The sequence below is a fragment of the Acidovorax sp. Leaf73 genome (genome assembly GCF_916855635.1).
GTDB classification, from domain to species: domain Bacteria; phylum Pseudomonadota; class Gammaproteobacteria; order Burkholderiales; family Burkholderiaceae_C; genus Acidovorax; species Acidovorax facilis.
The window spans coordinates 264,271-285,737 of the sequence record NZ_CAKASI010000008.1 but is presented as its reverse complement, the minus strand read 5'-3'; the positions used below and the strand labels follow the sequence as shown (position 1 = coordinate 285,737).

The 21,467-nt window shown below is 58.9% G+C and carries 21 protein-coding genes; all 21 read right to left on the bottom strand.

What is annotated here, in order from left to right:
* Positions 1 to 192: 192 nt before the first annotated feature.
* The 21 genes from LPA35_RS24560 to LPA35_RS24460 all read right to left on the bottom strand — a co-directional run bounded on the left by LPA35_RS24560 (position 193) and on the right by LPA35_RS24460 (position 21,461).
* Positions 193 to 717, bottom strand: coding sequence for a phosphoribosyltransferase (locus LPA35_RS24560; RefSeq protein ID WP_121420591.1), 525 nt, complete (start codon positions 715 to 717; stop codon positions 193 to 195).
* 57 nt (positions 718 to 774) lie between these two features.
* Positions 775 to 2,151, bottom strand: a complete 1,377-nt coding sequence (locus tag LPA35_RS24555; RefSeq protein ID WP_228899713.1) for an adenylosuccinate synthase — start codon at positions 2,149 to 2,151, stop codon at positions 775 to 777.
* A gap of 27 nt (positions 2,152 to 2,178) precedes the next feature.
* On the bottom strand, positions 2,179 to 3,327 hold the full coding sequence (locus tag LPA35_RS24550) for an ATP phosphoribosyltransferase regulatory subunit (RefSeq protein WP_228899710.1): 1,149 nt from the start codon (positions 3,325 to 3,327) through the stop codon (positions 2,179 to 2,181).
* Positions 3,328 to 3,417: 90 nt separating this feature from the next.
* On the bottom strand, positions 3,418 to 3,600 hold the full coding sequence (locus LPA35_RS24545; protein ID WP_218301789.1) for a DUF2065 domain-containing protein: 183 nt from the start codon (positions 3,598 to 3,600) through the stop codon (positions 3,418 to 3,420).
* Positions 3,601 to 3,630: 30 nt separating this feature from the next.
* Positions 3,631 to 4,539: a protease modulator HflC gene (gene hflC, locus LPA35_RS24540; protein ID WP_055398652.1), complete on the bottom strand. Its 909-nt coding sequence runs from the start codon at positions 4,537 to 4,539 to the stop codon at positions 3,631 to 3,633.
* A gap of 9 nt (positions 4,540 to 4,548) precedes the next feature.
* On the bottom strand, positions 4,549 to 5,925 hold the full coding sequence (gene hflK / locus LPA35_RS24535; RefSeq protein ID WP_218301790.1) for an FtsH protease activity modulator HflK: 1,377 nt from the start codon (positions 5,923 to 5,925) through the stop codon (positions 4,549 to 4,551).
* 54 nt (positions 5,926 to 5,979) lie between these two features.
* Positions 5,980 to 7,146 carry a GTPase HflX gene (gene hflX / locus LPA35_RS24530; protein WP_228899706.1) on the bottom strand — a complete coding sequence of 389 codons (1,167 nt, stop codon included), beginning with the start codon at positions 7,144 to 7,146 and terminating at the stop codon, positions 5,980 to 5,982.
* Positions 7,147 to 7,215: 69 nt separating this feature from the next.
* Positions 7,216 to 7,470: an RNA chaperone Hfq gene (gene hfq / locus LPA35_RS24525; protein WP_010464175.1), complete on the bottom strand. Its 255-nt coding sequence runs from the start codon at positions 7,468 to 7,470 to the stop codon at positions 7,216 to 7,218.
* A 106-nt stretch (positions 7,471 to 7,576) separates the two neighbouring features.
* On the bottom strand, positions 7,577 to 8,920 hold the full coding sequence (gene der / locus LPA35_RS24520) for a ribosome biogenesis GTPase Der (protein ID WP_228899703.1): 1,344 nt from the start codon (positions 8,918 to 8,920) through the stop codon (positions 7,577 to 7,579).
* Between the two features lie 13 nt (positions 8,921 to 8,933).
* Complete coding sequence (bamB, locus tag LPA35_RS24515; RefSeq protein ID WP_228899696.1) at positions 8,934 to 10,064, bottom strand: outer membrane protein assembly factor BamB; 1,131 nt, start codon at positions 10,062 to 10,064, stop codon at positions 8,934 to 8,936.
* Between the two features lie 38 nt (positions 10,065 to 10,102).
* Entirely contained in the window at positions 10,103 to 10,789 is a 687-nt protein-coding gene (locus tag LPA35_RS24510; protein WP_228899694.1) for a tetratricopeptide repeat protein, read from the bottom strand.
* 14 nt (positions 10,790 to 10,803) lie between these two features.
* Complete coding sequence (gene hisS / locus LPA35_RS24505; protein ID WP_228899738.1) at positions 10,804 to 12,069, bottom strand: histidine--tRNA ligase; 1,266 nt, start codon at positions 12,067 to 12,069, stop codon at positions 10,804 to 10,806.
* Positions 12,070 to 12,224: 155 nt separating this feature from the next.
* Positions 12,225 to 13,487, bottom strand: a complete 1,263-nt coding sequence (gene ispG, locus LPA35_RS24500; protein WP_199726978.1) for a flavodoxin-dependent (E)-4-hydroxy-3-methylbut-2-enyl-diphosphate synthase — start codon at positions 13,485 to 13,487, stop codon at positions 12,225 to 12,227.
* A gap of 20 nt (positions 13,488 to 13,507) precedes the next feature.
* Positions 13,508 to 14,347: a RodZ domain-containing protein gene (locus LPA35_RS24495; protein ID WP_228899691.1), complete on the bottom strand. Its 840-nt coding sequence runs from the start codon at positions 14,345 to 14,347 to the stop codon at positions 13,508 to 13,510.
* 64 nt (positions 14,348 to 14,411) lie between these two features.
* Positions 14,412 to 15,245: a type IV pilus biogenesis/stability protein PilW gene (pilW, locus tag LPA35_RS24490; protein ID WP_228899687.1), complete on the bottom strand. Its 834-nt coding sequence runs from the start codon at positions 15,243 to 15,245 to the stop codon at positions 14,412 to 14,414.
* 36 nt (positions 15,246 to 15,281) lie between these two features.
* Positions 15,282 to 16,403, bottom strand: a complete 1,122-nt coding sequence (rlmN, locus tag LPA35_RS24485) for a 23S rRNA (adenine(2503)-C(2))-methyltransferase RlmN (protein WP_121505919.1) — start codon at positions 16,401 to 16,403, stop codon at positions 15,282 to 15,284.
* Positions 16,404 to 16,490: 87 nt separating this feature from the next.
* Positions 16,491 to 16,916: a nucleoside-diphosphate kinase gene (gene ndk, locus LPA35_RS24480; RefSeq protein WP_008905954.1), complete on the bottom strand. Its 426-nt coding sequence runs from the start codon at positions 16,914 to 16,916 to the stop codon at positions 16,491 to 16,493.
* A 90-nt stretch (positions 16,917 to 17,006) separates the two neighbouring features.
* Positions 17,007 to 18,596 (bottom strand): pseudouridine synthase, encoded by a 1,590-nt coding sequence (locus LPA35_RS24475; RefSeq protein ID WP_228899684.1) that lies wholly within the window; start codon positions 18,594 to 18,596, stop codon positions 17,007 to 17,009.
* On the bottom strand, positions 18,596 to 19,351 hold the full coding sequence (gene scpB, locus LPA35_RS24470; RefSeq protein WP_228899682.1) for an SMC-Scp complex subunit ScpB: 756 nt from the start codon (positions 19,349 to 19,351) through the stop codon (positions 18,596 to 18,598). The genes LPA35_RS24475 and scpB overlap by 1 nt, the downstream gene beginning before the upstream one ends.
* 146 nt (positions 19,352 to 19,497) lie before the next feature.
* On the bottom strand, positions 19,498 to 20,535 hold the full coding sequence (locus LPA35_RS24465) for an RluA family pseudouridine synthase (RefSeq protein WP_369801356.1): 1,038 nt from the start codon (positions 20,533 to 20,535) through the stop codon (positions 19,498 to 19,500).
* Positions 20,536 to 20,543: 8 nt separating this feature from the next.
* Positions 20,544 to 21,461, bottom strand: a complete 918-nt coding sequence (locus LPA35_RS24460) for a peptidoglycan DD-metalloendopeptidase family protein (RefSeq protein ID WP_121420604.1) — start codon at positions 21,459 to 21,461, stop codon at positions 20,544 to 20,546.
* Positions 21,462 to 21,467 lie beyond the last annotated feature (6 nt).

Below are 21,467 nucleotides of genomic sequence, written 5' to 3'. Positions count from 1 at the left end.
TTCTTCTTCTACCCTCTCGATATCAGCAGCAACAGGACCTAGACCCCATCACCACCCACATCTTCAGCGTCACCACATTTCTGCAGAACCGCCTCAGTAGCGAAGCCCTCGACTATAGCACTAATTTGGAGGGCAAGAAGAATTTTCGAGAGAAATCTTTACACTCCCCTCGTAAGACCGATAGCCCGGCTTTCACACTCGCCACTTTTCCAACAGCTTCTCGGGACTCAGGCTATCGTAACCCTCAAACGGTTGATGGATCCAGGGGTTGGTCGGCAGGAATTCCACTGAATAGTCTGGCGTGAACGTCGACAAGCCCTTTGTCCAGATCACAGCGCTGCGCAGCTCGGTGATGGGTGCATAGTTGGTCTTCAACATGTTGATCACCGCATGCAAGGTGTGACCCGAGTCCGCAAGGTCATCCACCAGTAGCACCTTGCCTGCGATCTCACCCTTGGGCGTCGTGATGAACCGCGCGATATCCAGATGCCCCTGCACCGTTCCAGCCTCGGCACGGTAAGAACTTGTGGACATGATGGCCAGAGGCTTGTCAAAGATGCGGCTCAGAATATCGCCAGGACGCAAACCTCCCCGGGCAAGGCACAGGATCGTGTCGAACGCCCAGCCCGATTGGTGCACCTTGAGCGCCAGCTTCTCAATAAGACTGTGGTACTCGTCATAGCTGACGTAAAGGTGTTTGCCGTCTTCGGTCAACATGCGGTGGCTCCTGGATACATAGCTGTGGGTGCGGAAGTCACTGGGAATTTCAAATCATCAACCAGCGACATAAGGGTGACGCATCATGATGGTGTGATCACGGTCGGGGCTGGTGGAGATCATATCGATAGGCACACCCGTAACCTGTTCAATACGCTCCAGATAACGGCGAGCGCTCTGTGGCAATTTGACGTAGTCAGTCACGCCAACGGTGGACTCACTCCAGCCTGGCAATGTCTCGTAGACAGGCTTGCAGCGTGCGATATCTTCCGCGCCCATGGGCAGAAGATCGATGTGCTCACCGTCGAGTTCATACCCGGTGCAGAGCAATAGTTCTTCCAGCCCGTCCAGAACATCCAGTTTGGTGATACACAAACCGGAGAGGCCATTGACCTGAGCGCTACGCTTGAGCAGCGCAGCATCGAACCAGCCGCATCGACGACTACGCCCCGTGGTCACACCCTTCTCAGCGCCCACCGTACTCATGTGATACCCAGGCGTACCAGGCACTTCCCAGTCCAGCTCCGTCGGGAAAGGGCCGCCGCCAACGCGGGTGCAATACGCTTTGGTAATACCGAGTATGTAATGCAACATGCCGGGACCGACGCCCGAGCCGGCCGCTGCGTTCCCGGCTACACAATTGCTCGAAGTGACATAGGGGTAGGTCCCATGATCCACATCGAGTAGCGTACCTTGTGCGCCCTCAAACAGAAGATTGGCACCATCTCGATGGGCGTCGTTGAGCTCGCGCGATACATCAGCCATCATGGGCTTAAGCAACTCTGCATGGCGCATCGCTTCTGCATAAACCACATCGAACTGAACCTTGCCGTCCTCGATATAAGGCTTGAGTGCATCACCAAACGCGAAGGCGCCCGAGCGCAGATAGGTCGTAAGGATATGGTTATGCAGATCCAGCAATTCACGAAGCTTGGCAGCAAACCGCTCGGGGTACTTCAAGTCTTGCACCCGCAGGGCACGACGGGCAATCTTGTCTTCATACGCGGGGCCAATACCGCGACCAGTAGTTCCGATTTTTTCCGTTCCACCCTGTTCACGAGCAGCTTCACGCGCCACATCAATGGCAGCATGGAACGGAAGAATCAGCGGGCAAGCTTCGCTGATTCGCAAGCGTGAACGCACTTCGACGCCCGCTTTTTCAAGGCCTTCGATTTCCTCAAACAGCTTGGCTGCCGACAAGACAACACCATTGCCGATGTAGCACTTGACGCCTGGGCGCATGATGCCACTAGGGATCAGATGCAGCGCCGTCTTGACGCCATTGATGACCAGTGTGTGGCCCGCGTTGTGCCCACCTTGAAAACGGACGACACCTTGTGCACTTTCGGTCAGCCAATCAACCAGCTTGCCTTTGCCTTCGTCGCCCCACTGGGTTCCGACCACCACTACGTTGCGACCTTTGGTTGCTTTCATCTCAAACCCAATTCAATTGTCAATTGCTTAAACAGCCTGCACGACCCAGCGGCCCGCAATCTGCACCAGTTCCCGATCACAGTGGAACTCGTCCACTTCGCTCTCATGCCCCGGCAAAACACAAACCACCGTCTCACCAGACGTGCGGAGTTCCGCGATGGCTGCATTCACTTCATCCGACTCTCCCCAGGGAGCACGGATAGCAGCTTTCAATGCCCGTGGAGAGACCACGCCCACTACCTGCTTGATATCCAGACTAAACCCCGCTGCGGGACGATTGCGGCCGAACACAGCCCCCACCTCGTCATAGCGGCCACCTCGAACGAGCGCATCGCTTGCGCCCGGGGCATAGATCGCAAAACGCGCACCGCTGTAGTAGGCATAGCCACGCAGATCGGCCAGATCAAAAGTGACAGCAGCCCCCTCAAGGCGGGATGCCAGCCAATTCAAATTTGATAGCACTTGAGATATGCCAGGAAAGCGCTGGAAGGCTTTTTTAGCTTCAATCAACACACCCTGATCACCGTAGAGCTGAAGCAACGCCAACAAACCCTCGCGCGACTCCACAGGGAAATCTCGGGTCAATGCCGCGAGTTCAGCGGCGTCCTTGGCTGCCAGTGCCGTATGGATACCGCTCAACACCTGGGCATTCACGGACACGCCCGCCAGAAGATTGCGCACGATGCGTACATCCGCCAGATCAATCGTGGTGCTGGGCACATTGGCAATGCGCAAGCATTCCCGGGCGAGCTGCAACGCCTCAAGATCAGCCTCCAGCCCCGCATGTCCGAAGATTTCTGCGCCGAACTGGAGCGGCTCGCGGGTGGCATGCGGACGATCAGGCCGGGTATGCAACACTGGCCCGCAATAGCAGAGGCGAGTCACGCCCTTGCGATTGAGCAAATGCGCGTCAATTCGAGCGACCTGGGGGGTAGTGTCCGCTCGAAGCCCCATGGATCGCCCTGAGAGCTGGTCCACGAGCTTGAAGGTCTGGAGATCGAGGGCCTCTCCCGTACCTGTCAGCAGGGATTCAAGATGCTCCAGCAACGGGGGCATGACTAGCTCATAGCCGTAGCAGCGGGCTGTATCAAGCAGCCCGCGACGCAATTCTTCGATGTGCCGTGCTTCGGACGGCAAGACATCGGCAATGTGATCCGGAAGGACCCAAGCAGACATGGAAAAAAGGGGAGGCTGTTAAAACCGTGATTCTACCGGGAGCGGCGAAGAGCCCAGAGAGACTCCACCCGCTACCGGCTCTGGCGCTGTTCAGAACCAGAGCATCAACACGCCAGCAACGATTGCCAGCAAACCGAAAAACCGAATCTGTCCATCCTGCAGCAGCGCAATCTGAGCGACTGCACGTCGCCAACTCTGAGGCGAAAGAAATGGCAGTAGTCCCTCAATCACCAGCACCAAGGCGAGCGCTGCCCAGAGGCTTTCCGAATCCACAGCGGCAGGATGTCGAAAATCAGCAGGGGACTACTTCCGGGGTGCTGCAGGCATAGCCGCAGAGTTTCCACCTCGGAATGTCTTGAAAAACTCTGATGACGAGGGGTCCAGAACCATTACATCGCTCTTCTTGTTGAAGCTGGATTTGTAGGCTTCCAGGCTCCGGTAGAACTGCGCAAACTGCGGATCCCGCCCAAACGCCTCGGCATAAATGCGCGCGGCTTCGGCGTCACCTTCGCCTTTGATCTTCTGAGCATCCCTGTAGGCATTGGCAATAGTGATCTCACGCTGGCGGTCTGCATCAGCACGAATTTTTTCACCTTCCGCCGCACCCGTAGAACGGAGTTCATTGGCCACGCGTTTGCGCTCGGCCTCCATGCGCCGATACACCGATTCCGTAATCGCCTCTACGTAGTCGACGCGGGTAATGCGAACATCGACAACATCCACACCCCACGGCTTGGCGCCGCGAACGGTCTCCAGCACTTCACGCTTCACATCCGCCATCAGCGCTTCCCGCTTCAGGGAAAGAAGCTCCTTGACGGTGCGCTTGTTGATTTCCTCCTGGAACGCATTGCGCACCACGCGATTGAGTTGCATCGCTCCGGCACTCTCATCCAGTCCAACGTTGCGGATGTACTCCGTTGGCTCGGAGATGCGCCACCGCACATACCAGTCGATGACCACCCGTTGCTTCTCCGCAGTCAACATGGGCTCCGTGTCACTGCTATCCAGTGTCAAAAGGCGTTTGTCGATGTACGACACGTTTTGAAAAGGCGGGGGCAGCTTGAAATTCAAGCCTGGCTCTGTGATCACTTCCTTGATCTGCCCCAATGCGTAAAGCACACCAAACTGGCGCTGGTCCACCACAAAAAGCATGGAGCTCATCAGGGCCAGCACCACCAAGAGGGTAGATGCAATAAATCCGACTCTGTTCACGAGTTGCTCCTAGCGAGATTCACGATCGCGTGTGCGACTGCTGTCGCGCGCGCGGGGGTCATTCGAAAAAGTGGTCGAAGGGGCTGCAGGGACTGCAACGGGGGCCGTCGTATTTGCAGCGGGAGCATCCGATGCCCCCCCTCCGCTGGCGACACTTTGCATGATCTTGTCCAGTGGCAAATACAACAGGTTAGAACCCTGCCGTGATTCAACCAGCACCTTGGTTACGTTGCCATAAATCTGCTGCATCGCCTCCAGATACATGCGGTCGCGGGTCACCTGTGGAGCCTTCTGATACTCTGCCAGAATCGAAGAAAACCGCTGGGCATCACCTTGTGCCTGGGCAACAATCCGAGCCTTGTAGGCTGCAGCTTCTTCGTTCAAGCGCGATGCGGACCCCACTGCACGTGGAATCACATCGTTGGCATAGGCTTGGGCTTCATTCTTGGCCCGCTCACGCTCCTGCCCCGCTTTGAGGACATCGTCAAAGGAGGCCTGAACCTGCTCAGGTGGACGGACACCACCTTGCTGCAAATTGATACCCACCACCTCGACACCTACCTTGTAGCGATCCAAGATGGTTTGCATGAGTGTGCGGACACGGGGAGCGATCTGATCACGCTCTTCGGCCAATGCCGTATCCATGCGCATCTTCCCGACCACCTCCCGAACTGCCGTCTCCGCAGCTTGAACCACCGCATCCGAAGGGTTCTTGCTTTCAAACAGCCACGCGCGGGCGTCACTCAAGCGGTACTGGACCGCGAACTTGATCTCGACGATATTTTCATCTTCCGTGAGCATGGCCGACTCACGCAGACCGGTGCTCTTGATGATGCTGTCTCGCCCCACATCGGCTGACCGAATCTGGGTGACAAATACCAGTTCGTGGCGCTCGATGGGGTACGGCAAACGCCAGTTAAAACCTGCACCCACGGTGCTTTTGTACTTGCCAAACTGGGTAATGACCGCCTGCTGACCTTCCTGAACAATAAAAAACCCTGTTCCCATCCAGATCACAAAGACAATCCCAGCGATCAGCCCCACGCCCACACCAGCGCTCTTCATATCTGGCTGGAAGCCCCCCCCCGAACTACCACCGTTGCCCGGACCACGGCCACCGCCGTTCTTGGAGCCAAAAAAACCTCCGAGCTTCTTATTGAGATCGCGCCAAAGCTCATCAAGGTCGGGCGGCTGTCCATTGCCAGGCCGCTGATCGCCGCCCCGATTTCCGGCTGGAGGAGGCGCAGCAGGACGCTCCTCCGGACGTGCACCGTCGTCTGCCTTGTTATCGTCGCCGCGCCCCCACCGAGGGTCATTCAGATTGAACATGCCCCGAATACGTTCTGGCAGCGAAGCCCAGCGTAGGGTGCGATTTTGAAAATTCATGCGCAAAGTCTCTGGTTCTCTGGATGGCATTGGTAATGCTGGCATTGTGCCCAATCAGGGCGCGGCCCCTGGCAATTCAATGGCGGCATCAGGGGTCATGCATTTTTGAGCGGCAAGTACCCTTAGCGAGAGCGCATGGCGCAGGGCATCCAACCCTTCACCAGAACGAGCACTCACGAACAAACGCGGGAAGGCATGCCCATCCACGTCGTACTGGTCTTCAAGAAGCGAGGGGCGCTGCTCAGCCTGTAGAGAATCCAACTTGTTGAACACAAGTATCTGGGGGATGTCAGCCGCACCAATCTCGTTCAAGACCTTTTGAACCTGAGCCATTTGTTCAGGAAAGCCCGGATTGGAGGCATCCACTACGTGGAGTAAAAGGTCCGCATCAATGGCCTCTTGCAACGTTGCCTGGAATGCATCCACCAAGCCATGAGGAAGGTCCCGAATGAACCCTACGGTATCAGAGAGGGATACCGATCGCCCAGCATCGCCCAAATAGAGTTGCCGTGTTGTAGTGTCCAGTGTTGCAAACAATTGGTCTGCAGCGTAGGCGCGAGCCTTCACCAGCGCATTAAAGAGCGTGGACTTACCAGCGTTGGTGTACCCCACCAATGAAATATTGAACGTATCGCGTCGCTCACGCTGCCTTCTCTGGGTGGTCCGCTGGCGCTTGACCTTCACGAGGCGCTCACGCGTGCGCTTGACAGCGTCGCCAATCATCCGACGATCCAGTTCAATCTGCTTTTCACCCGGGCCGCCGCGCGCACCAATGCCCCCTGTCTGGCGCTCGAGATGCGACCAGCGGCGCACAAGGCGGGTGCTGAGGTACTGCAATCTTGCCAACTCCACCTGGAGTTTGCCCTCGTGGCTGCGGGCACGTTGCGCGAAGATCTCCAAGATCAACAACGTTCGGTCATTGACTGGAAGCTCAAGGTGACGCTCCAGGTTTCGCTGCTGCGCCGGACTGAGAGACTGATCGAACAAGACTTCCGCCGCGCCATGCATTTGTGCCAACGTACGGATTTCATCCGCCTTGCCACTACCAATAAACAAGGCCGCATCCGGTGCCTTGCGTTTGCACGTCAAGCGGGCGACAGGCTTCATACCAGCTGTCTGGGCAAGCAATCCCAACTCTTCGAGATCGGCGTCGAAGTGAGGAAGACCAAAATCAACCCCAACCAGAAGCACCGGGGTGCCATCTCCCGACGAAGCGGTCATCGATTGCAAAGTGGATTGCCCCCTCGCCCGATCAGGGCAAGACGCGAAAACGGCAACATAAACAACAACTTAAGCGTTGTTGCTATCTGCATCAGAGGTGTCGGCAGTAGAGAAGTTGACCGCGCGGCCCGGCACGATGGTGGAAATGGCATGCTTGTAGACCATCTGGGTGACTGTATTGCGCAGCAACACCACGTACTGATCAAACGATTCGATCTGCCCCTGCAGTTTGATTCCGTTCACGAGATAGATGGAAACAGGAACATGCTCCCGACGCAAAGCGTTGAGGAAGGGGTCTTGCAAAAGCTGGCCTTTGTTGCTCACGATATTCTCCGTGTTCAAAAATGTTGTTGTAAACCAGCACCTTACCACAGCACGGAGCACAACCCCGCCTCAGGATGCATGGCCCTTTGGGAATCCAGCCTTTGACTTAGGCTTCCTCTTTATCAGCGAAAGGGTTGTGCGATGTCTTCATCTCTATCCGGAGCGGTGTACCCACCAAGTCGAATTCTTTGCGGAAGCGGCCCTCCAGAAAGCGCTTGTAGGCATCTGTGACGTGTTCCAACGAATTACCATGGATGATGATCACCGGGGGATTCATGCCCCCCTGATGGGCATATCGCATCTTTGGCCGGAACATGCCTGCGCGTTTCGGACTCTGAAATTGAACAGCTTCTAGCAACAGGCGCGTCAATACTGGCGTTGACATCTTGCAGGTTGCCGCCTTGTGGGCTTGGGCAATCGATGCCCACACCGGCCCCAAACCCTGCCGTTTTTTTGCAGAAATGAAATGCAAGGACGCAAATTTCAGAAATGCGAGCCGGGTCTCGATAGACCGCTCCAGCAACTGACGCTGGTAGTCATCAACGGCATCCCACTTGTTAACCGCAACAACCACGGCTCTCCCGCTCTCCAAGATGTACCCCGCAATGTGCGCATCCTGATCAGTGACACCCTGGGTAGCGTCGAGCAACAGCAGCACCACATTGGCCGATTCAATGGCTTGGAGCGTCTTGACGACCGAGAATTTCTCTATCGCCTCGAAAACTTTTCCCTTGCGGCGCAATCCCGCCGTATCCACCAATTCAAAGCGCTGCCCATTGCGTTCGAAGGGTACCGTGATCGCATCACGGGTCGTTCCCGGCATATCAAACGCAACCAGACGCTCTTCGCCGAGCCAGGTGTTGATCAGCGTCGATTTGCCAACATTCGGCCGACCTGCCACAGCAAGTTTGATGATGCCTTTGTCAGATTCAACATCAGAGTCGTCAGGGTCAGGAAGCTGAAGCGGCTCCAGCGCAATCTCCACCAGGCTTCGGATACCCTGCCCATGGGCAGCAGACACAGGGTAAACCTCGCCCAGACCCAGCTCATAGAACTCCGCGAGTTGCACGCCTTCCAGCATCCCTTCGGCCTTGTTGGCAACAAGTACACAAGGTTTACCAAGGCGGCGCAAGTAATTCGCGATGTCATGGTCTTGCGCAGATACACCTGCGCGCGCATCCACCACAAAAATGACCACATCAGCTTCGGCAACGGCCTGCTGCGTCTGCTTGGCCATTTCCTTGTAAATTCCGCTCGATGCATCAGGCTCAAAACCGCCGGTATCGATAACGATGTACTCGTGCTTGCCCTGCTTGCCATTGCCGTAATGCCGGTCACGCGTAAGCCCTGCAAAGTCCGCAACAATGGCGTCGCGGGACTTGGTCAGGCGGTTGAAGAGCGTGGACTTGCCGACATTCGGACGCCCCACGAGGGCGATAACTGGCTTCATTAAATAAAATCCATCAATCTGGACGGAATCCGTAGACACCACCATTGCGAGTAACCACCACCAACGTATCTGCGGCCACAGCGGGTGCTGCGGCGATGCCAGATCCGTCCGTGGCGATGCGGTTGAGCGGAGAACCATCCGTGCGGGATAGCAGGTGAACGAGGCCTGTGTCGTCCCCGACTACGACGGAGCGGCCCAACAACAAGGGCGCCGTCAGTTTGCGGTGTTTGAGCCTGTCGGTGGCCCACAGACGCGAACCATCGCTGCGACGCCACGCCATGACCGTGCCATTGCCCTCAGCACCGAACAGAGCCTCCCCGTCTCCATGCACGCCATCGGCACCACTGGCGGGTTGCGTCCAAGTCACTGCGCCTCTGGCAGCATTGACACAACCCACAGCCGTCTGGAAGGCACGTGCACAGATGGAATCACCTACTCTGCTAGTACGCCCAACCAACTCCACCAGTCTCTCAACATCGTTGGTTCCCCGCGCACTTGCCAAAGGAGCCTCCCAACGAACGCTGCCATTGTCTGGATTCAGACCTACGACACGGCCGGAAAACCCCGCAACCAAGGTATCTCCAACAGCCAGCAAAACGCCCGCCTGGCGCAAAACCAGAGGCTCACCGGGGCGCTGCTGACTCCAGAGTTTGCGGCCCGACACCGCATCAAATGCCGCCAAAGAACGATCGGCCGAAAGCACAAATACACGCCCACCCGCAACGAGCGGGGGGGTGAATACTTGCGCAGCCAATGATTGGCGCCACCGCTCGCGGCCAGCATCCAGAACGATCAAGGTGTTGCTGCGGGAAACAACCGCAGCCGATTTTCCGTCGCTACCTACCCCCGCAGACAAAGGCTCTGAAAGCGCTAAACGCCAAACGTCGCCACCGGTTCGGGCATCGATGGCCGCCACAACCCCGTCGGAGGAGGCAACAGTCACCACATTGCCTGCGGAATTGACATCAAGCGGCAATCCAGCAACGCTGCCAATGCGCGCAGTCCAAGCCTGCCGCACACCCAGCACCGCAACATTGGCCCCCAGATCTGCCGGCATCGGCTTGGAGCTCCCGCTGTTCCACAGCGAGCATCCAGCCAATGTGGCAACCAGAACCGCTGAAGAAATGCACCGCAGGCCGAACATTCTGCCCTTTGCGCCGTCTCCACATATGAATGCCATGGCTATTTCACCCCATCAATGGATCCGGCGGCAGCTACTGCAACACCTTGTGGAGAAACACCCAGAGCACCGAGCTTTACCTCCACAAGACGACGGTACTCCACCCCCTCCTCGAAGGACTTATAGGCCTTGGAATACTCCGCAATAGCTTCCGCACGCTTATCCTGCAGTAGATAAATGTCTCCCTTACGATCCGCAAAGACCGCTTCAAACTCCAAAGGAGCGCTTCCAGACAACTGCTTGAGGGCGTCGTCGTAGTTTTTTTGATCCATCAGCACGCTGGCCAAGCGGACCTTGGCCAATGCCTTGAGACCATCATCTCCCGACTGCTCAGCCACCCAGGCAAGCGCCTCCTTGGCGCCATCAGCATTGCCTGCCTCAACCATGGTCTTGGCCAATGCAAGCCCCGCCTGACTGGCCTGGGTAGTGCCCGCATACTTGGCCTTGAGGTCGGCAAACGCCTGAGCCATGCGCGCCTGGTCACCCGCTCGGGCAGCCACGTCTACAGCATCGTAGAGCGCTGCGGCCTGGCTCGCCTGCCGGTTCTGCCAATACTGGTATCCGTTCCAGGCGACCAAGGAGCCTGCCACCAAAATCAGCACGGAGCTGATGAGGGTGCCCCAGGTGTTCCAGAAATGCTTGAGCTGATCAAGCTGCTCTTGTTCTTCGAGATCAAGGTGATTTGCCATGGAATGTGTTCTGTTTAGCGGTTGGATTGTAGGTTGGAGGCCCAATCGGCCAGGGAATCTAGCGGATGGTCAGACTGCGCACCCACACCATCGCGCAATGACTTGACGACAACCATCCCCCGGGACAGCTCATCCTCCCCAAAGACCAGCGCATGCTGCGCGCCACTCCCATCTGCCTTCTTGAATTGGGATTTCATGCTGCCCATACCCTCGCCCCCTGCAGGCGCAGCATGCATCTGCACACTGAGGCCCAACTGTCGCAGGCGCTCGATGGTGGTCACAGCCACGGGCAGCGCCGCCACAGAGGGGATCACGGCATAGACATCAGGTACAAGGGCTGAGACCGTGCTGGTCTGCTCCTTGAGCAGTTCAAGCACACGCTCAACCCCTAACGCCCAACCCACCGCCGGGGCTGCCTTGCCACCGATCTGCTCTATCAGATAGTCGTAGCGACCACCGCCACAAATGGTGCCCTGCGACCCCAGCTGATCAGTGACAAACTCAAAGACCGTAAGGTTGTAGTAGTCCATGCCTCGAACCAGCCGGGGGTTCACGGTCCAGGCCACATCATTGGCGCTCAGAATGGACTTCACTGCATCAAAGTGCGCGAGCGACTTTGGCCCCAGAAAATCAATCAATCGAGGCGCAGCCTCCACCACGGCCTGCATAGCGGGGTTCTTGGTATCCAGAATGCGCAACGGATTGCTATGCAAACGCCGACGCGCCTCCTCATCCAGCACCTCGACATGCTGTTCCAGGTACGAAATCAGCGCCGCTCGGTGCGCCTTGCGTTCATGCGGTTCACCCAGGCTGTTCAGTTCCAGGCGCACGTTCTGCAACCCCAGTTCGCGCCACAGCGAGTGGGCCAGAAGAATCAACTCCGCATCGACCTCCGCACCAGGAAAGCCGAGCGCTTCAGCGCCAATCTGGTGAAACTGGCGATACCGCCCGCGCTGCGGACGCTCATGGCGGAACATGGGCCCCATGTAGTAGAGGCGCTTGCCTCCGTCATACAGCATGGAATGCTCAGCAACTGCGCGAACCACCCCTGCAGTCGCTTCGGGACGCAAAGTGAGATGCTCGCCATTGAGACGATCCTCGAACGAGTACATCTCTTTTTCGACAATGTCCGTGACCTCACCGAGGCCACGAACAAACAGCGCCGTGGGCTCAACAATCGGCGTACGGATGTTGCGATAGGCATATCGAGCCATAAGGGTGCGGACCTTGGACTCCAGCCACTCCCATCGGGCGGATTCAGGAGGCAGGATATCGTTCATGCCTTTCACGGCCACCAGCTTTTCCGGCTTGGTCGACGAAGCGCTTTTTTCGTTACTCACAACTGTTCTTTTCTCTATCTGGCAACTATTCGAAGGACATCACCCACTATCTCAAGATAGCGGCTCAGTATCAATCAGGGTAAGGCGAGCAACGCTCAGGCCAAAGTCACAGCAGCGGCGCCAAAACGCTTTTCGATGTACTGCTCGACAATTTGGTGGAATTCATGGGCGATGTTGTCACCCCGCAGCGTCATCGCCTTCTCGCCATCAATGAACACAGGGGCTGCTGGCGCCTCCCCCGTACCAGGCAGGCTGATGCCGATGTCCGCGTGCTTGCTCTCACCAGGCCCATTGACAATGCATCCCATCACCGCAACACGCAAGTTTTCGACGCCAGGATAGCGAACGCGCCATACAGGCATCTGGGCACGCAGAAAATCATCAATCTGCTTGGCGAGGTCCTGGAAAGTGGTGCTGGTAGTGCGACCACAGCCAGGACACGCCGTGACACTGGGAACAAATACACGCAAGCCCAGAGCCTGCAGTATCTCGGAGGCCACCACGACCTCCTGTGTGCGCGCTTCACCGGGCTGGGGCGTCAGAGACACGCGAATGGTGTCACCAATACCTTCCTGCAGCAACACAGACAACGCAGCAGCCGACGCTACTGTGCCTTTGGTTCCCATGCCTGCTTCCGTGAGTCCCAGGTGCAAAGGGTAGTCGCAGCGGCGTGCCAGTTCACGGTACACAGAAATCAGGTCCTGCACACCGCTAACTTTGCAGGACAAGATGATTTGGTTGCCATCAAGGCCCATTTCTTCGGCCCGGCGCGCAGATTCAATGGCCGAGGTAATCAACGCCTCGTACATCACCTGGCGTGCTTCCCAAGGAGTAGCACGGCGGCTGTTGGCATCCATCAAATCAACCAGCAAGTCCTGGTCAAGGCTGCCCCAATTCACACCAATACGCACGGCTTTGTTCCAGCGAATGGCTGCATCGATCATCTGGCCGAACTGCCGATCCCTCTTGTCGCCCTTGCCTACGTTGCCGGGATTGATGCGGTACTTGGAGAGCGCCTGTGCGCACTCAGGAAAATCCGTAAGAAGCCGGTGCCCGTTGTAATGAAAGTCCCCCACCAAGGGGACGCTTTCTCCCATACGGTCCAATTGTTCACGAATGTAGGGTACTGCCGCTGCGGCCTCAGGGGTGTTCACCGTGATCCTGACGAACTCCGAGCCGGCCTGCGCCAGTTCCTTGACCTGAATGGCCGTGCCAATGGCATCCACGGTGTCTGTGTTGGTCATGGACTGCACTCGCACCGGAGCATCCCCGCCCACGGTCACCACGCGCGATCCCCACACAATCCTGGCTTGGCGGGACCGTCGTGGCAAGGGGGACGCCACCGCAATGGGCTCCATCTCACAAGGTAACCGTTCCATCATTTCACCTCGAAGCGAGCTACGTTCTCACGGGACACAGGCGTCAAGTCAAAAGGCTTTCCGCGCACAAATACCTCTGTCACGTCGGCACGACCAATCACCACGGCCAGCGGCATTTGGCCTGCGACAGACACCGACTCACCCGCCGCAAGATTCCTTTGCAACGCCACGGTGCCAGCGGAATCACGCACCTGCACCCAGGATTCGCTGCGCGCGCGCAGCACCAATGCCCCGGCCGGTGGCGTTGTAGCGCTTGCCGCCTCCACTGGGGCTGACGCAGCGTTGTTAGTAGCGGCAGCCGCAATGGCGGGAGCCGCGTCTGTACGACCTGCCACTGACGGCAGAGAAACGTCGGGGATGCGCTGGGCAGCAGCGGGGATTGCATCCGACGCACCCGTGACAGCAGGGGCGGCCTGCTGCTCGACCACATTAGCCGGCGGTTGGATCGACGCGGGGGCAACAAGCGGGCTCGTTACACCGTCCTGCTGCCTGGGGAAAAAGACCAGGATCAGTGCCCCCACCAGCAGCGCCAAAACCACCACCGTTACGGACCGTGAGGTGGAGCCGGAGGAAAATGAAGCCGATGAGGAAGACGACTTCCCGATACTGCCTTTCACCGGAGCGTTCAATCCCGCACTGTCTGTAGCCAAGCGAGGGCTTTTACTTTGTGGCAACAGCGACAGAATGGGGGCTGGGTCCAACTTGAGAGTTCTGCACATGCTGGAGGCAAGCGCACGCACAAACACTGTATCGGGCAAGGCCTCATAGTTATCCGCCTCCAGCGCCTCCAGCTTGCTGACTGGCACTTTCAGTGCCACAGCCAAGGCAGCGATGTGCATACCAGACGCTTGTCGCGCCTCCCTCAGCAAACTACCCGCTGTTACCCCACCACTTTCCAAAACCTCACTCATTGAAAGCCCCACGCTCGTATGCACCCAACTCCCGTGAGTCCGGGAAACGCTTGCGCAACTGGTCAGCCAGTTGCTTCATGGCCACGGAATCACCCAAAGCGCGCTCAACCTTGATCCCCAGCCACAATGACTCGGAATTGGCGTACTGGCTGTTGTTGAGCCGCCGGATATAGAACTGAGACCGGGTCAATTCATTGCGACGCAACAAAAGCGCCGCGAGGTGATAACCGACCACAGGGTTTGCCGCATCCAGTTCATAAGCTTTCAGCAGCGACTGCTCGGCCTCCGCAAACTGGCCAGCGCCTGATTGGCACAGACCTTGGGCCATCAAGGTCTTGCTGCGTGCTGTGTATGCAGGATTTGCGAGGGCCCGACCAAAGTGCTGATTCGCCTCGGCGTACTTTTGCTGCTGGCACAACAACCAACCGTAGTTGTGCAGCAGATTGGGATCCCCGCCCCGCAGTGCCAATGCCCGGCGAAAACTGTCATCCGCCTGGGCAAAATCGCTCAACCTCATGTAGATGAGGCCACGAAGATTGAAGGCATCTGCGTAGGTGGGATCAGCTGCCAGCGCCTGCTTGACTTCATCGAGCGCCACGGCCGTCTGACCATTCTCAAAATAGTTGGAAGCAAGCTCCAGACGGATACGGGCGCGACGCCGCGTCTCTGGCTCATCAGACGGTGTGATCATTCCCGCGTTGGCGTCGGCGGTCTGCATGCCACTATTGGTTGCACACCCTTGAAGCGCAGCCACGCAGGCCACCACGCCACATGCCGTGAGAGTCCAGCGGCCCCATTGCTGCCAGCGTCCAACCAATCTCACCATGTAGAGCCTCCTTGAAGTATGCCGATTGCTTGTTGATCAAGTCACCGGTTTGAGCACGATTGTCCGCTGCTTTGCCATGCGCTCGGCAGCCCTTGTGCGGTCCTTGACATCGCCTGCGAGCTGACCACAAGCAGCGTCGATGTCATCTCCGCGGGTCTTGCGCACGGTCGTGACGATACCCGCTTCACTCAAGACTTTGGCGAAAGCCAGCACCTGATTTTGTGGCGAACGCAACAGCCCTGACGCGGGAAACGGATTGAAAGGAATCAGGTTGAATTTGCAGCGCACACCCACACCACGGGCGGGCTTGACGAGTTCGATCAGCTGCCGTGCGTGCTCAACCTGGTCATTGACACCATCGAGCATGCAGTATTCAAACGTAATGAAGTCGCGCGGCGCATGCGCCAGATATCGATTGCAGGCAGCCAGCAATTCTTCAATGGGATATTTGCGGTTCAGCGGCACCAGGTTGTCGCGCAAGGGGTCATTCGGCGCATGCAGAGACACCGCGAGAGCCACAGGACAATCCACGGACAAGCGGTCCATCATCGGAACCACGCCCGACGTTGAAACGGTGACCCGCCTGCGTGACAAACCATACCCATGGTCGTCCAGCATGACGCGCAAGGCCGGAACGAGGGCCGAGTAGTTCTGCAGCGGCTCCCCCATCCCCATCATCACCACGTTCGAAATGACGCGGTCCTCAGATTGGAGGCGCTGGCGCAGGGAATGCTCAGCAAACCAAAGCTGTGCAACGATCTCCCCCGTGGTGAGATTTCTGCTGAAGCCCTGGTGCCCCGTGGAACAGAAGCGGCAACCCACAGCGCAGCCAGCCTGCGAGGATATACACAGGGTTCCGCGATCATCTTCGGGAATAAAAACCGCCTCGACCGCATTGCCATCCCCCACGTCAAACAGCCACTTGACCGTGCCGTCTGAGGAGACATGTTCGGAGATGACGGGCAAGGCCTCGACGCGAGCACAGCCTTTGAGCTTGTCGCGCAAGGCCTTTGCCAGATCACTCATGGCGTCAAAGTCACTGGCGCCGCGCTGATGAATCCACCGGAACAACTGCGTGGCGCGAAACCGCTTTTCACCCAACTGCTGGCAGAAAGCCGCCAGCCCGTCGAGATCAAATTCCAAAAGATTGGTGGTCAATGCGCCCTCCCCGGGGTGGGCCGAACGCAGTCGTCCCCATGGCGCAGGTATCCCACGTGTGCGGGAACAGGCATGGGGACACCCATATCAGCGCGAGTAAATGTTCAGGCCAGGGAAGAAGAAAGCCACTTCTGCCTGGGCGGTTTCTGCAGCGTCGGAGCCATGCACTGCATTGGCATCGATGCTGTCCGCGAAGTCGGCGCGGATGGTGCCGGCTTCTGCCTTCTTGGGGTCCGTGGCGCCCATGAGTTCGCGGTTTTTCAGAATCGCGTTTTCACCTTCCAGGGCCTGGATCATCACAGGACCGGAGATCATGAAATCCACCAGATCCTTGAAGAAAGGACGCTCTTTGTGCACAGCGTAGAACTGCTCGGCCTCCAGGCGCGACAGGTGAGCCATACGTGCAGCCACGACCTTGAGACCAGCCGCTTCGAAGCGTGCATAGATCTGACCGATGACGTTCTTTGCCACTGCGTCGGGCTTGATGATGGAGAGAGTGCGTTCGATTGCCATATTGATTTCCTGAATTGATGTTGCTGTGATTCGTTTGTCCACCGGACAAAGCCCTCGATTCTAACCGGGGAGCCCGGGGCAGCACAGCGCCTAGCGCCCGCCCCCGCCCCGACGTGGACCTCCGCCACCAGGGCGGCGTTTGTCCTGGCGATGCCGCGAGAGACTGTCCATGCCGATATAGCCCACCGATGTTTTCATCGGATCGGGCTGCGCCGCGCCGCGCGGGCGGTCTCCACCACCTGCATTGTTGCCACGGTCGAACCCTTGCCCCCCATCACGGCGGGGTTTCTGCCCTCGGGGACCACCGGGCGCACCCTGCGACATGTCGCGACGCGGACCGTCGCCCACGCGGGGACCATTGCGCCCCCGGTTGCGCTTGTTGCCACCCCGTCCGCCACCAGCGCCCGACCCGTCATCCGAACGAGCTTCCGCTGCTTCCGGACGCCCGGCGCCCGCCGCCTGCACCAGGGCCCGGATGTCGCCCTCATCCAGTTCCAGCCAGGCACCGCGCTTGAGACCCCGTGGCAGCACCATGGCACCGTAACGAATGCGGATCAACCGACTGACCGCATGGCCCACAGATTCGAGCATGCGGCGCACCTCGCGATTGCGCCCTTCGGAAATGGTGACCCGGTACCAGCAATTGGAACCTTCGCCTCCACCATCTTCGATGGAACCAAACGACGCCATGCCATCGTCCAGGCGCACGCCATCGAGCAGCTTCTGCTTTTCCTCATTGCTGAGGGCGCCGAGCACACGCACAGCGTATTCGCGCTCCAGCCCAAAACGAGGATGCATGAGCTTGTTGGCCAGCTCTCCCGAGCTGGTGAACAGCAGCAGGCCTTCGGTATTCAGATCCAGGCGCCCGACCGACTGCCATTTGCCCTGCATGAGCCGGGGCAGCTTGCGAAAGACGGTGGGCCGGTTCTGGGGATCGTCATGGGTCACCACCTCCCCCACAGGCTTGTGGTAAGCAATCACCCGCGCTGGCGGCGGGTCTATGCGGTAGCGGATGGGTTTGCCATTGACCTTGACCTGATCGCCGAACTGGATGCGCTGGCCGATGTGGGCTGGCTCGTTGTTGACGGAGATGCGCCCTTCCAGAATAAGTTGCTCCATCTCCAGGCGCGAGCCAAGTCCCGCCTGCGCCAGCACCTTGTGAAGCTTGGGGGTTTCCACCTGGGGCAGAAGCACCCGCTTAGCCGGAACCATCTCTGCGGAGGCATCATCCTCATCGAAGCGGCCCGACACCACATCTTCAAACTGGTATCCCTGAACCGCAGGAGCTCCCACCTTGCGCTTATCGCGCCCAGCGCCGTCGAGGCGCGGCTGCCGAGCCCGCCCGTCCCCACGATTCTGGCGCTCGCTATGGCGAGGTTCGGGGGTGGCGTCAGACGCCCCCGCCTCTGCCTCTGGAATTGCAGGCTCATGCGCAACCACAGGAGCGACAGGTACATCCTGCTGGCTCAACCCATGCGGCAACGCCCCGGCCAGGGCAGGTGCCTCAGCAGCATCCAAAACGCGCACGTCCACAGCATCCTGCACTTCCACGGCTTGCGCTGGCTCGACTTTTTTCTTGCGCGGGGCACGTTTGACAGCGGCTTTTTTGGGCACTGCGGCTGTCGCTGAAGGATCAGCATCCGGCAGATCGGCCGGGATTTCGGGGGTCGAATCGTTCATCAAGTATTTCCCTGGATACCACCCGGGGTATCGGCATCGTCATCACGGAGATCCGTCTCCGCACTCTGAAAAAAATCATCCACACGCAGCGACTGCCCACTGGCGGCAACAGCCTCCAAAGACGCTGATGGCTGACTATCCATCGCCACAGCCAGCAGTTCAGCCTCGGCCTCAGGCGTTGATTCCGGCTCTATCACTCCTTGCGCTGCAGCGGCCATTGCTTCCAGCACATTCGCATTGCCTGAGGGGTCGTCAAGCACCGGCAATTGGTCCAACGACTGCAAACCCATGTCATCCAAGAACTGCCGGGTGGTTGCAAACAGCGCGGGGCGCCCCACCGTTTCCCGGTGACCAATGACCTCGACCCAGCCCCGGTCTTCCAACTGCTTGACGATCAGGCTATTGACCGTTACCCCCCGGATGTCCTCGATGTCGCCGCGCGTAACCGGCTGGCGATACGCAATGATCGCGAGTGTCTCCATGGTGGCCCTCGAATAGCGCGGAGGCTTTTCGGGGTGCAACCTGTCGAGGTATTCACGCATTTCGGGACGGCTCTGAAAACGCCAGCCCGTGGCCACCTGCACCAGCTCTACACCCCGCTGCGTCCATTCAAGCTGCAACTCCTGCAACAGCAACTTGAGCGTGTCCGACCCCAGAGCGTCATTGAAAAGCACCCGCAGCTCGCGCAGGGGCACAGGCTGCTGCGCGCAGATCAGCGCAGTTTCGAGGACCCGTTTGGCATCCACCGTGTTCATGGTTCAGCGATTCCTGGAAAAGTGCCACGCGTTGCAACGGGTGGCACATCAACAGCAGGGGCAATCAATGGCGCGCTGTGCAAGGGCGCTGGCGCGACGCAGAAGCCCGGCGGGATTCCGTCTTCGGGCTGGGGCCAGTCTGGCCGTCAGGGCGCATTGTAGCCCAGCCCCCACAAGGAGAGGGCTTGGCGCATGTCTTCGGGCACAGGAGCATGGAATTCCAGCGCCTGGCCCGTGACGGGATGCACAAAGGCCAGGCGGTAGGCATGAAGGGCCTGCCGCTGCATCGCCCCGAGCGGAGCTCCCCCATAGAGGCTGTCCCCCACCAGTGGGTGCTTCAGAGATGCCATGTGCACCCGGATCTGGTGGGTGCGCCCCGTGTGCAGGGTGCATTGCACCCAGCAACCGTCGTCCGTACCAGCCAGGCAGCGGATATCGGTCCGTGCCAACTTGCCAGCATGGAGTGCCAAGTCCACCACCGCCATGCGCAGGCGGTTGCGTGGATCCCGGCCGATGGGAGCATCCACAGTTCGCGTCTTGGGTCCCGACCAGGCGCCGTGGGCCATGGCCAAATACTGGCGCTGTACCTTGCGCTCCGCAATCAGTGCAACCAACGCGTCCATGGTGGCACGATCACGGGCAACCACCATCAAGCCACTCGTATCCTTGTCGAGCCGGTGCACGATGCCAGCGCGTGGCACGGTCAATGCCTTGTCGTCGCGGGCGAGCAAGCCGTTGAGCAAGGTGCCACTCCAGTTCCCCGGCGCGGGGTGGACCACCAGACCAGCGGGCTTGTTCACCACCAGCAGATGCGCATCCTCATGGACGACCTCAATGTGCATGGGCTCGGGCCGAAACGCCTGGCTCTGCAGCGTGGGCCGCATTTCCAGCACCACCTGATCGCCCACCTTCACCCGGGTCGCCGACTTCGTGACCGGTTTGCCATTGAGGCTGACCAACCCCTGCACCAGCAATTGCTGCAGATAGCTGCGGGAGAACTCGGGCACCAGATCGGCCAGTGCCTTGTCCAGCCGGGCGGCGTGCTGCCCGGCGCCGATCTGCGTGGAGCGTAGCTCGCTCCCGGATTCGTCCGCCAGTCCTTCAGACTCCTCGCTCAGCAAGTCATCTGCGGCTCCGGCCGGTTCATCCGCACTGCCAGATGCGCCCAGAGGCGGTTGAGCCACAGCCGGGCTCAACGGGGAGGCAGGTAACGCGATGGATCCACCGGCTTGCCCTGGCGGCGGATTTCAAAGTGCAGCTTGACGCGATCGGCGTCGGTGCTGCCCATCTCGGCGATTTTTTGCCCCTTGCGCACGGCCTGATCTTCCTTGACGAGCAAGGTCTGGTTATGGGCATATGCCGTCAAAAACGTGTTGTTGTGCTTGAGGATGACAAGGTTGCCGTATCCGCGCAGCCCAGCGCCCGCATACACCACGCGGCCATCGGCGGCGGCCAGGACCGGATCACCTGCCTTGCCAGCAATGTCGTAGCCCTTGTTGCGTGCCTCGTCAAAACCGGCAATCAACGAGCCAGGCGCAGGCCAGATGAACGCCATGTCATCCTCGGCCGCTGCAGCGGGTGCGGCAGGCGTGGCGGGGGCAACGGCCACCACAGGGCCAGAAGCCGCCGATGTTGCAGGTTTCGCGGCACTGGCCGCAGGGGCTGGCGTGCTCGCAGGTGCTGCAGGCGTGATGGAGGAAGAAGTGACAGGACGGGTAACCACGCCGCTGTCCGACGCGACCGCCTGCGAAGCAGCAACCGGTGGCGCTACACGCAAAACCTGGCCCACTTCGATCAGATTTGCGTTGTCAAGGTTGTTCCAGCGCGCAATGTCTTTCCAACTCTGGCCGGACTCCAGCCCGATTCGGATCAGGGTATCTCCAGGCTTGACTGTGTAATAGCCAGGTTTGCCCGCATTTTCGGCACCTGGCAGTGGCTTGATGGGGGTGCCAACCACCACACCTGGCTGTGCAGAGGATGAAGGAGCAGAGGAGGAGGATGTGCCTCGGTCTTCCACTGGAGCCTTGTTCAGCCGGGTGCCGCAGCCACTGAGCGCCAAACCCGCCAGTGCCACAGTAAACCCAACCACAAGACCACGCGATACGAACATAAGCAA

Bases quoted from the DNA above. Each gene is read 5' to 3' on its own strand.
- LPA35_RS24560 (WP_121420591.1), bottom strand. From the start codon at position 717: ATGTTGACCGAAGACGGCAAACACCTTTACGTCAGCTATGACGAGTAC.
- LPA35_RS24555 (WP_228899713.1), bottom strand. From the start codon at position 2,151: ATGAAAGCAACCAAAGGTCGCAACGTAGTGGTGGTCGGAACCCAGTGG.
- LPA35_RS24550 (WP_228899710.1), bottom strand. From the start codon at position 3,327: ATGTCTGCTTGGGTCCTTCCGGATCACATTGCCGATGTCTTGCCGTCC.
- hflK (WP_218301790.1), bottom strand. From the start codon at position 5,925: ATGAATTTTCAAAATCGCACCCTACGCTGGGCTTCGCTGCCAGAACGT.
- hflX (WP_228899706.1), bottom strand. From the start codon at position 7,146: ATGACCGCTTCGTCGGGAGATGGCACCCCGGTGCTTCTGGTTGGGGTT.
- der (WP_228899703.1), bottom strand. From the start codon at position 8,920: ATGAAGCCAGTTATCGCCCTCGTGGGGCGTCCGAATGTCGGCAAGTCC.
- bamB (WP_228899696.1), bottom strand. From the start codon at position 10,064: ATGTTCGGCCTGCGGTGCATTTCTTCAGCGGTTCTGGTTGCCACATTG.
- LPA35_RS24510 (WP_228899694.1), bottom strand. From the start codon at position 10,789: ATGGCAAATCACCTTGATCTCGAAGAACAAGAGCAGCTTGATCAGCTC.
- hisS (WP_228899738.1), bottom strand. From the start codon at position 12,069: ATGAACGATATCCTGCCTCCTGAATCCGCCCGATGGGAGTGGCTGGAG.
- ispG (WP_199726978.1), bottom strand. From the start codon at position 13,487: ATGGAGCCCATTGCGGTGGCGTCCCCCTTGCCACGACGGTCCCGCCAA.
- LPA35_RS24495 (WP_228899691.1), bottom strand. From the start codon at position 14,347: ATGCACATCGCTGCCTTGGCTGTGGCACTGAAAGTGCCAGTCAGCAAG.
- pilW (WP_228899687.1), bottom strand. From the start codon at position 15,245: ATGGTGAGATTGGTTGGACGCTGGCAGCAATGGGGCCGCTGGACTCTC.
- ndk (WP_008905954.1), bottom strand. From the start codon at position 16,916: ATGGCAATCGAACGCACTCTCTCCATCATCAAGCCCGACGCAGTGGCA.
- LPA35_RS24475 (WP_228899684.1), bottom strand. From the start codon at position 18,596: ATGAACGATTCGACCCCCGAAATCCCGGCCGATCTGCCGGATGCTGAT.
- scpB (WP_228899682.1), bottom strand. From the start codon at position 19,351: ATGAACACGGTGGATGCCAAACGGGTCCTCGAAACTGCGCTGATCTGC.
- LPA35_RS24460 (WP_121420604.1), bottom strand. From the start codon at position 21,461: ATGTTCGTATCGCGTGGTCTTGTGGTTGGGTTTACTGTGGCACTGGCG.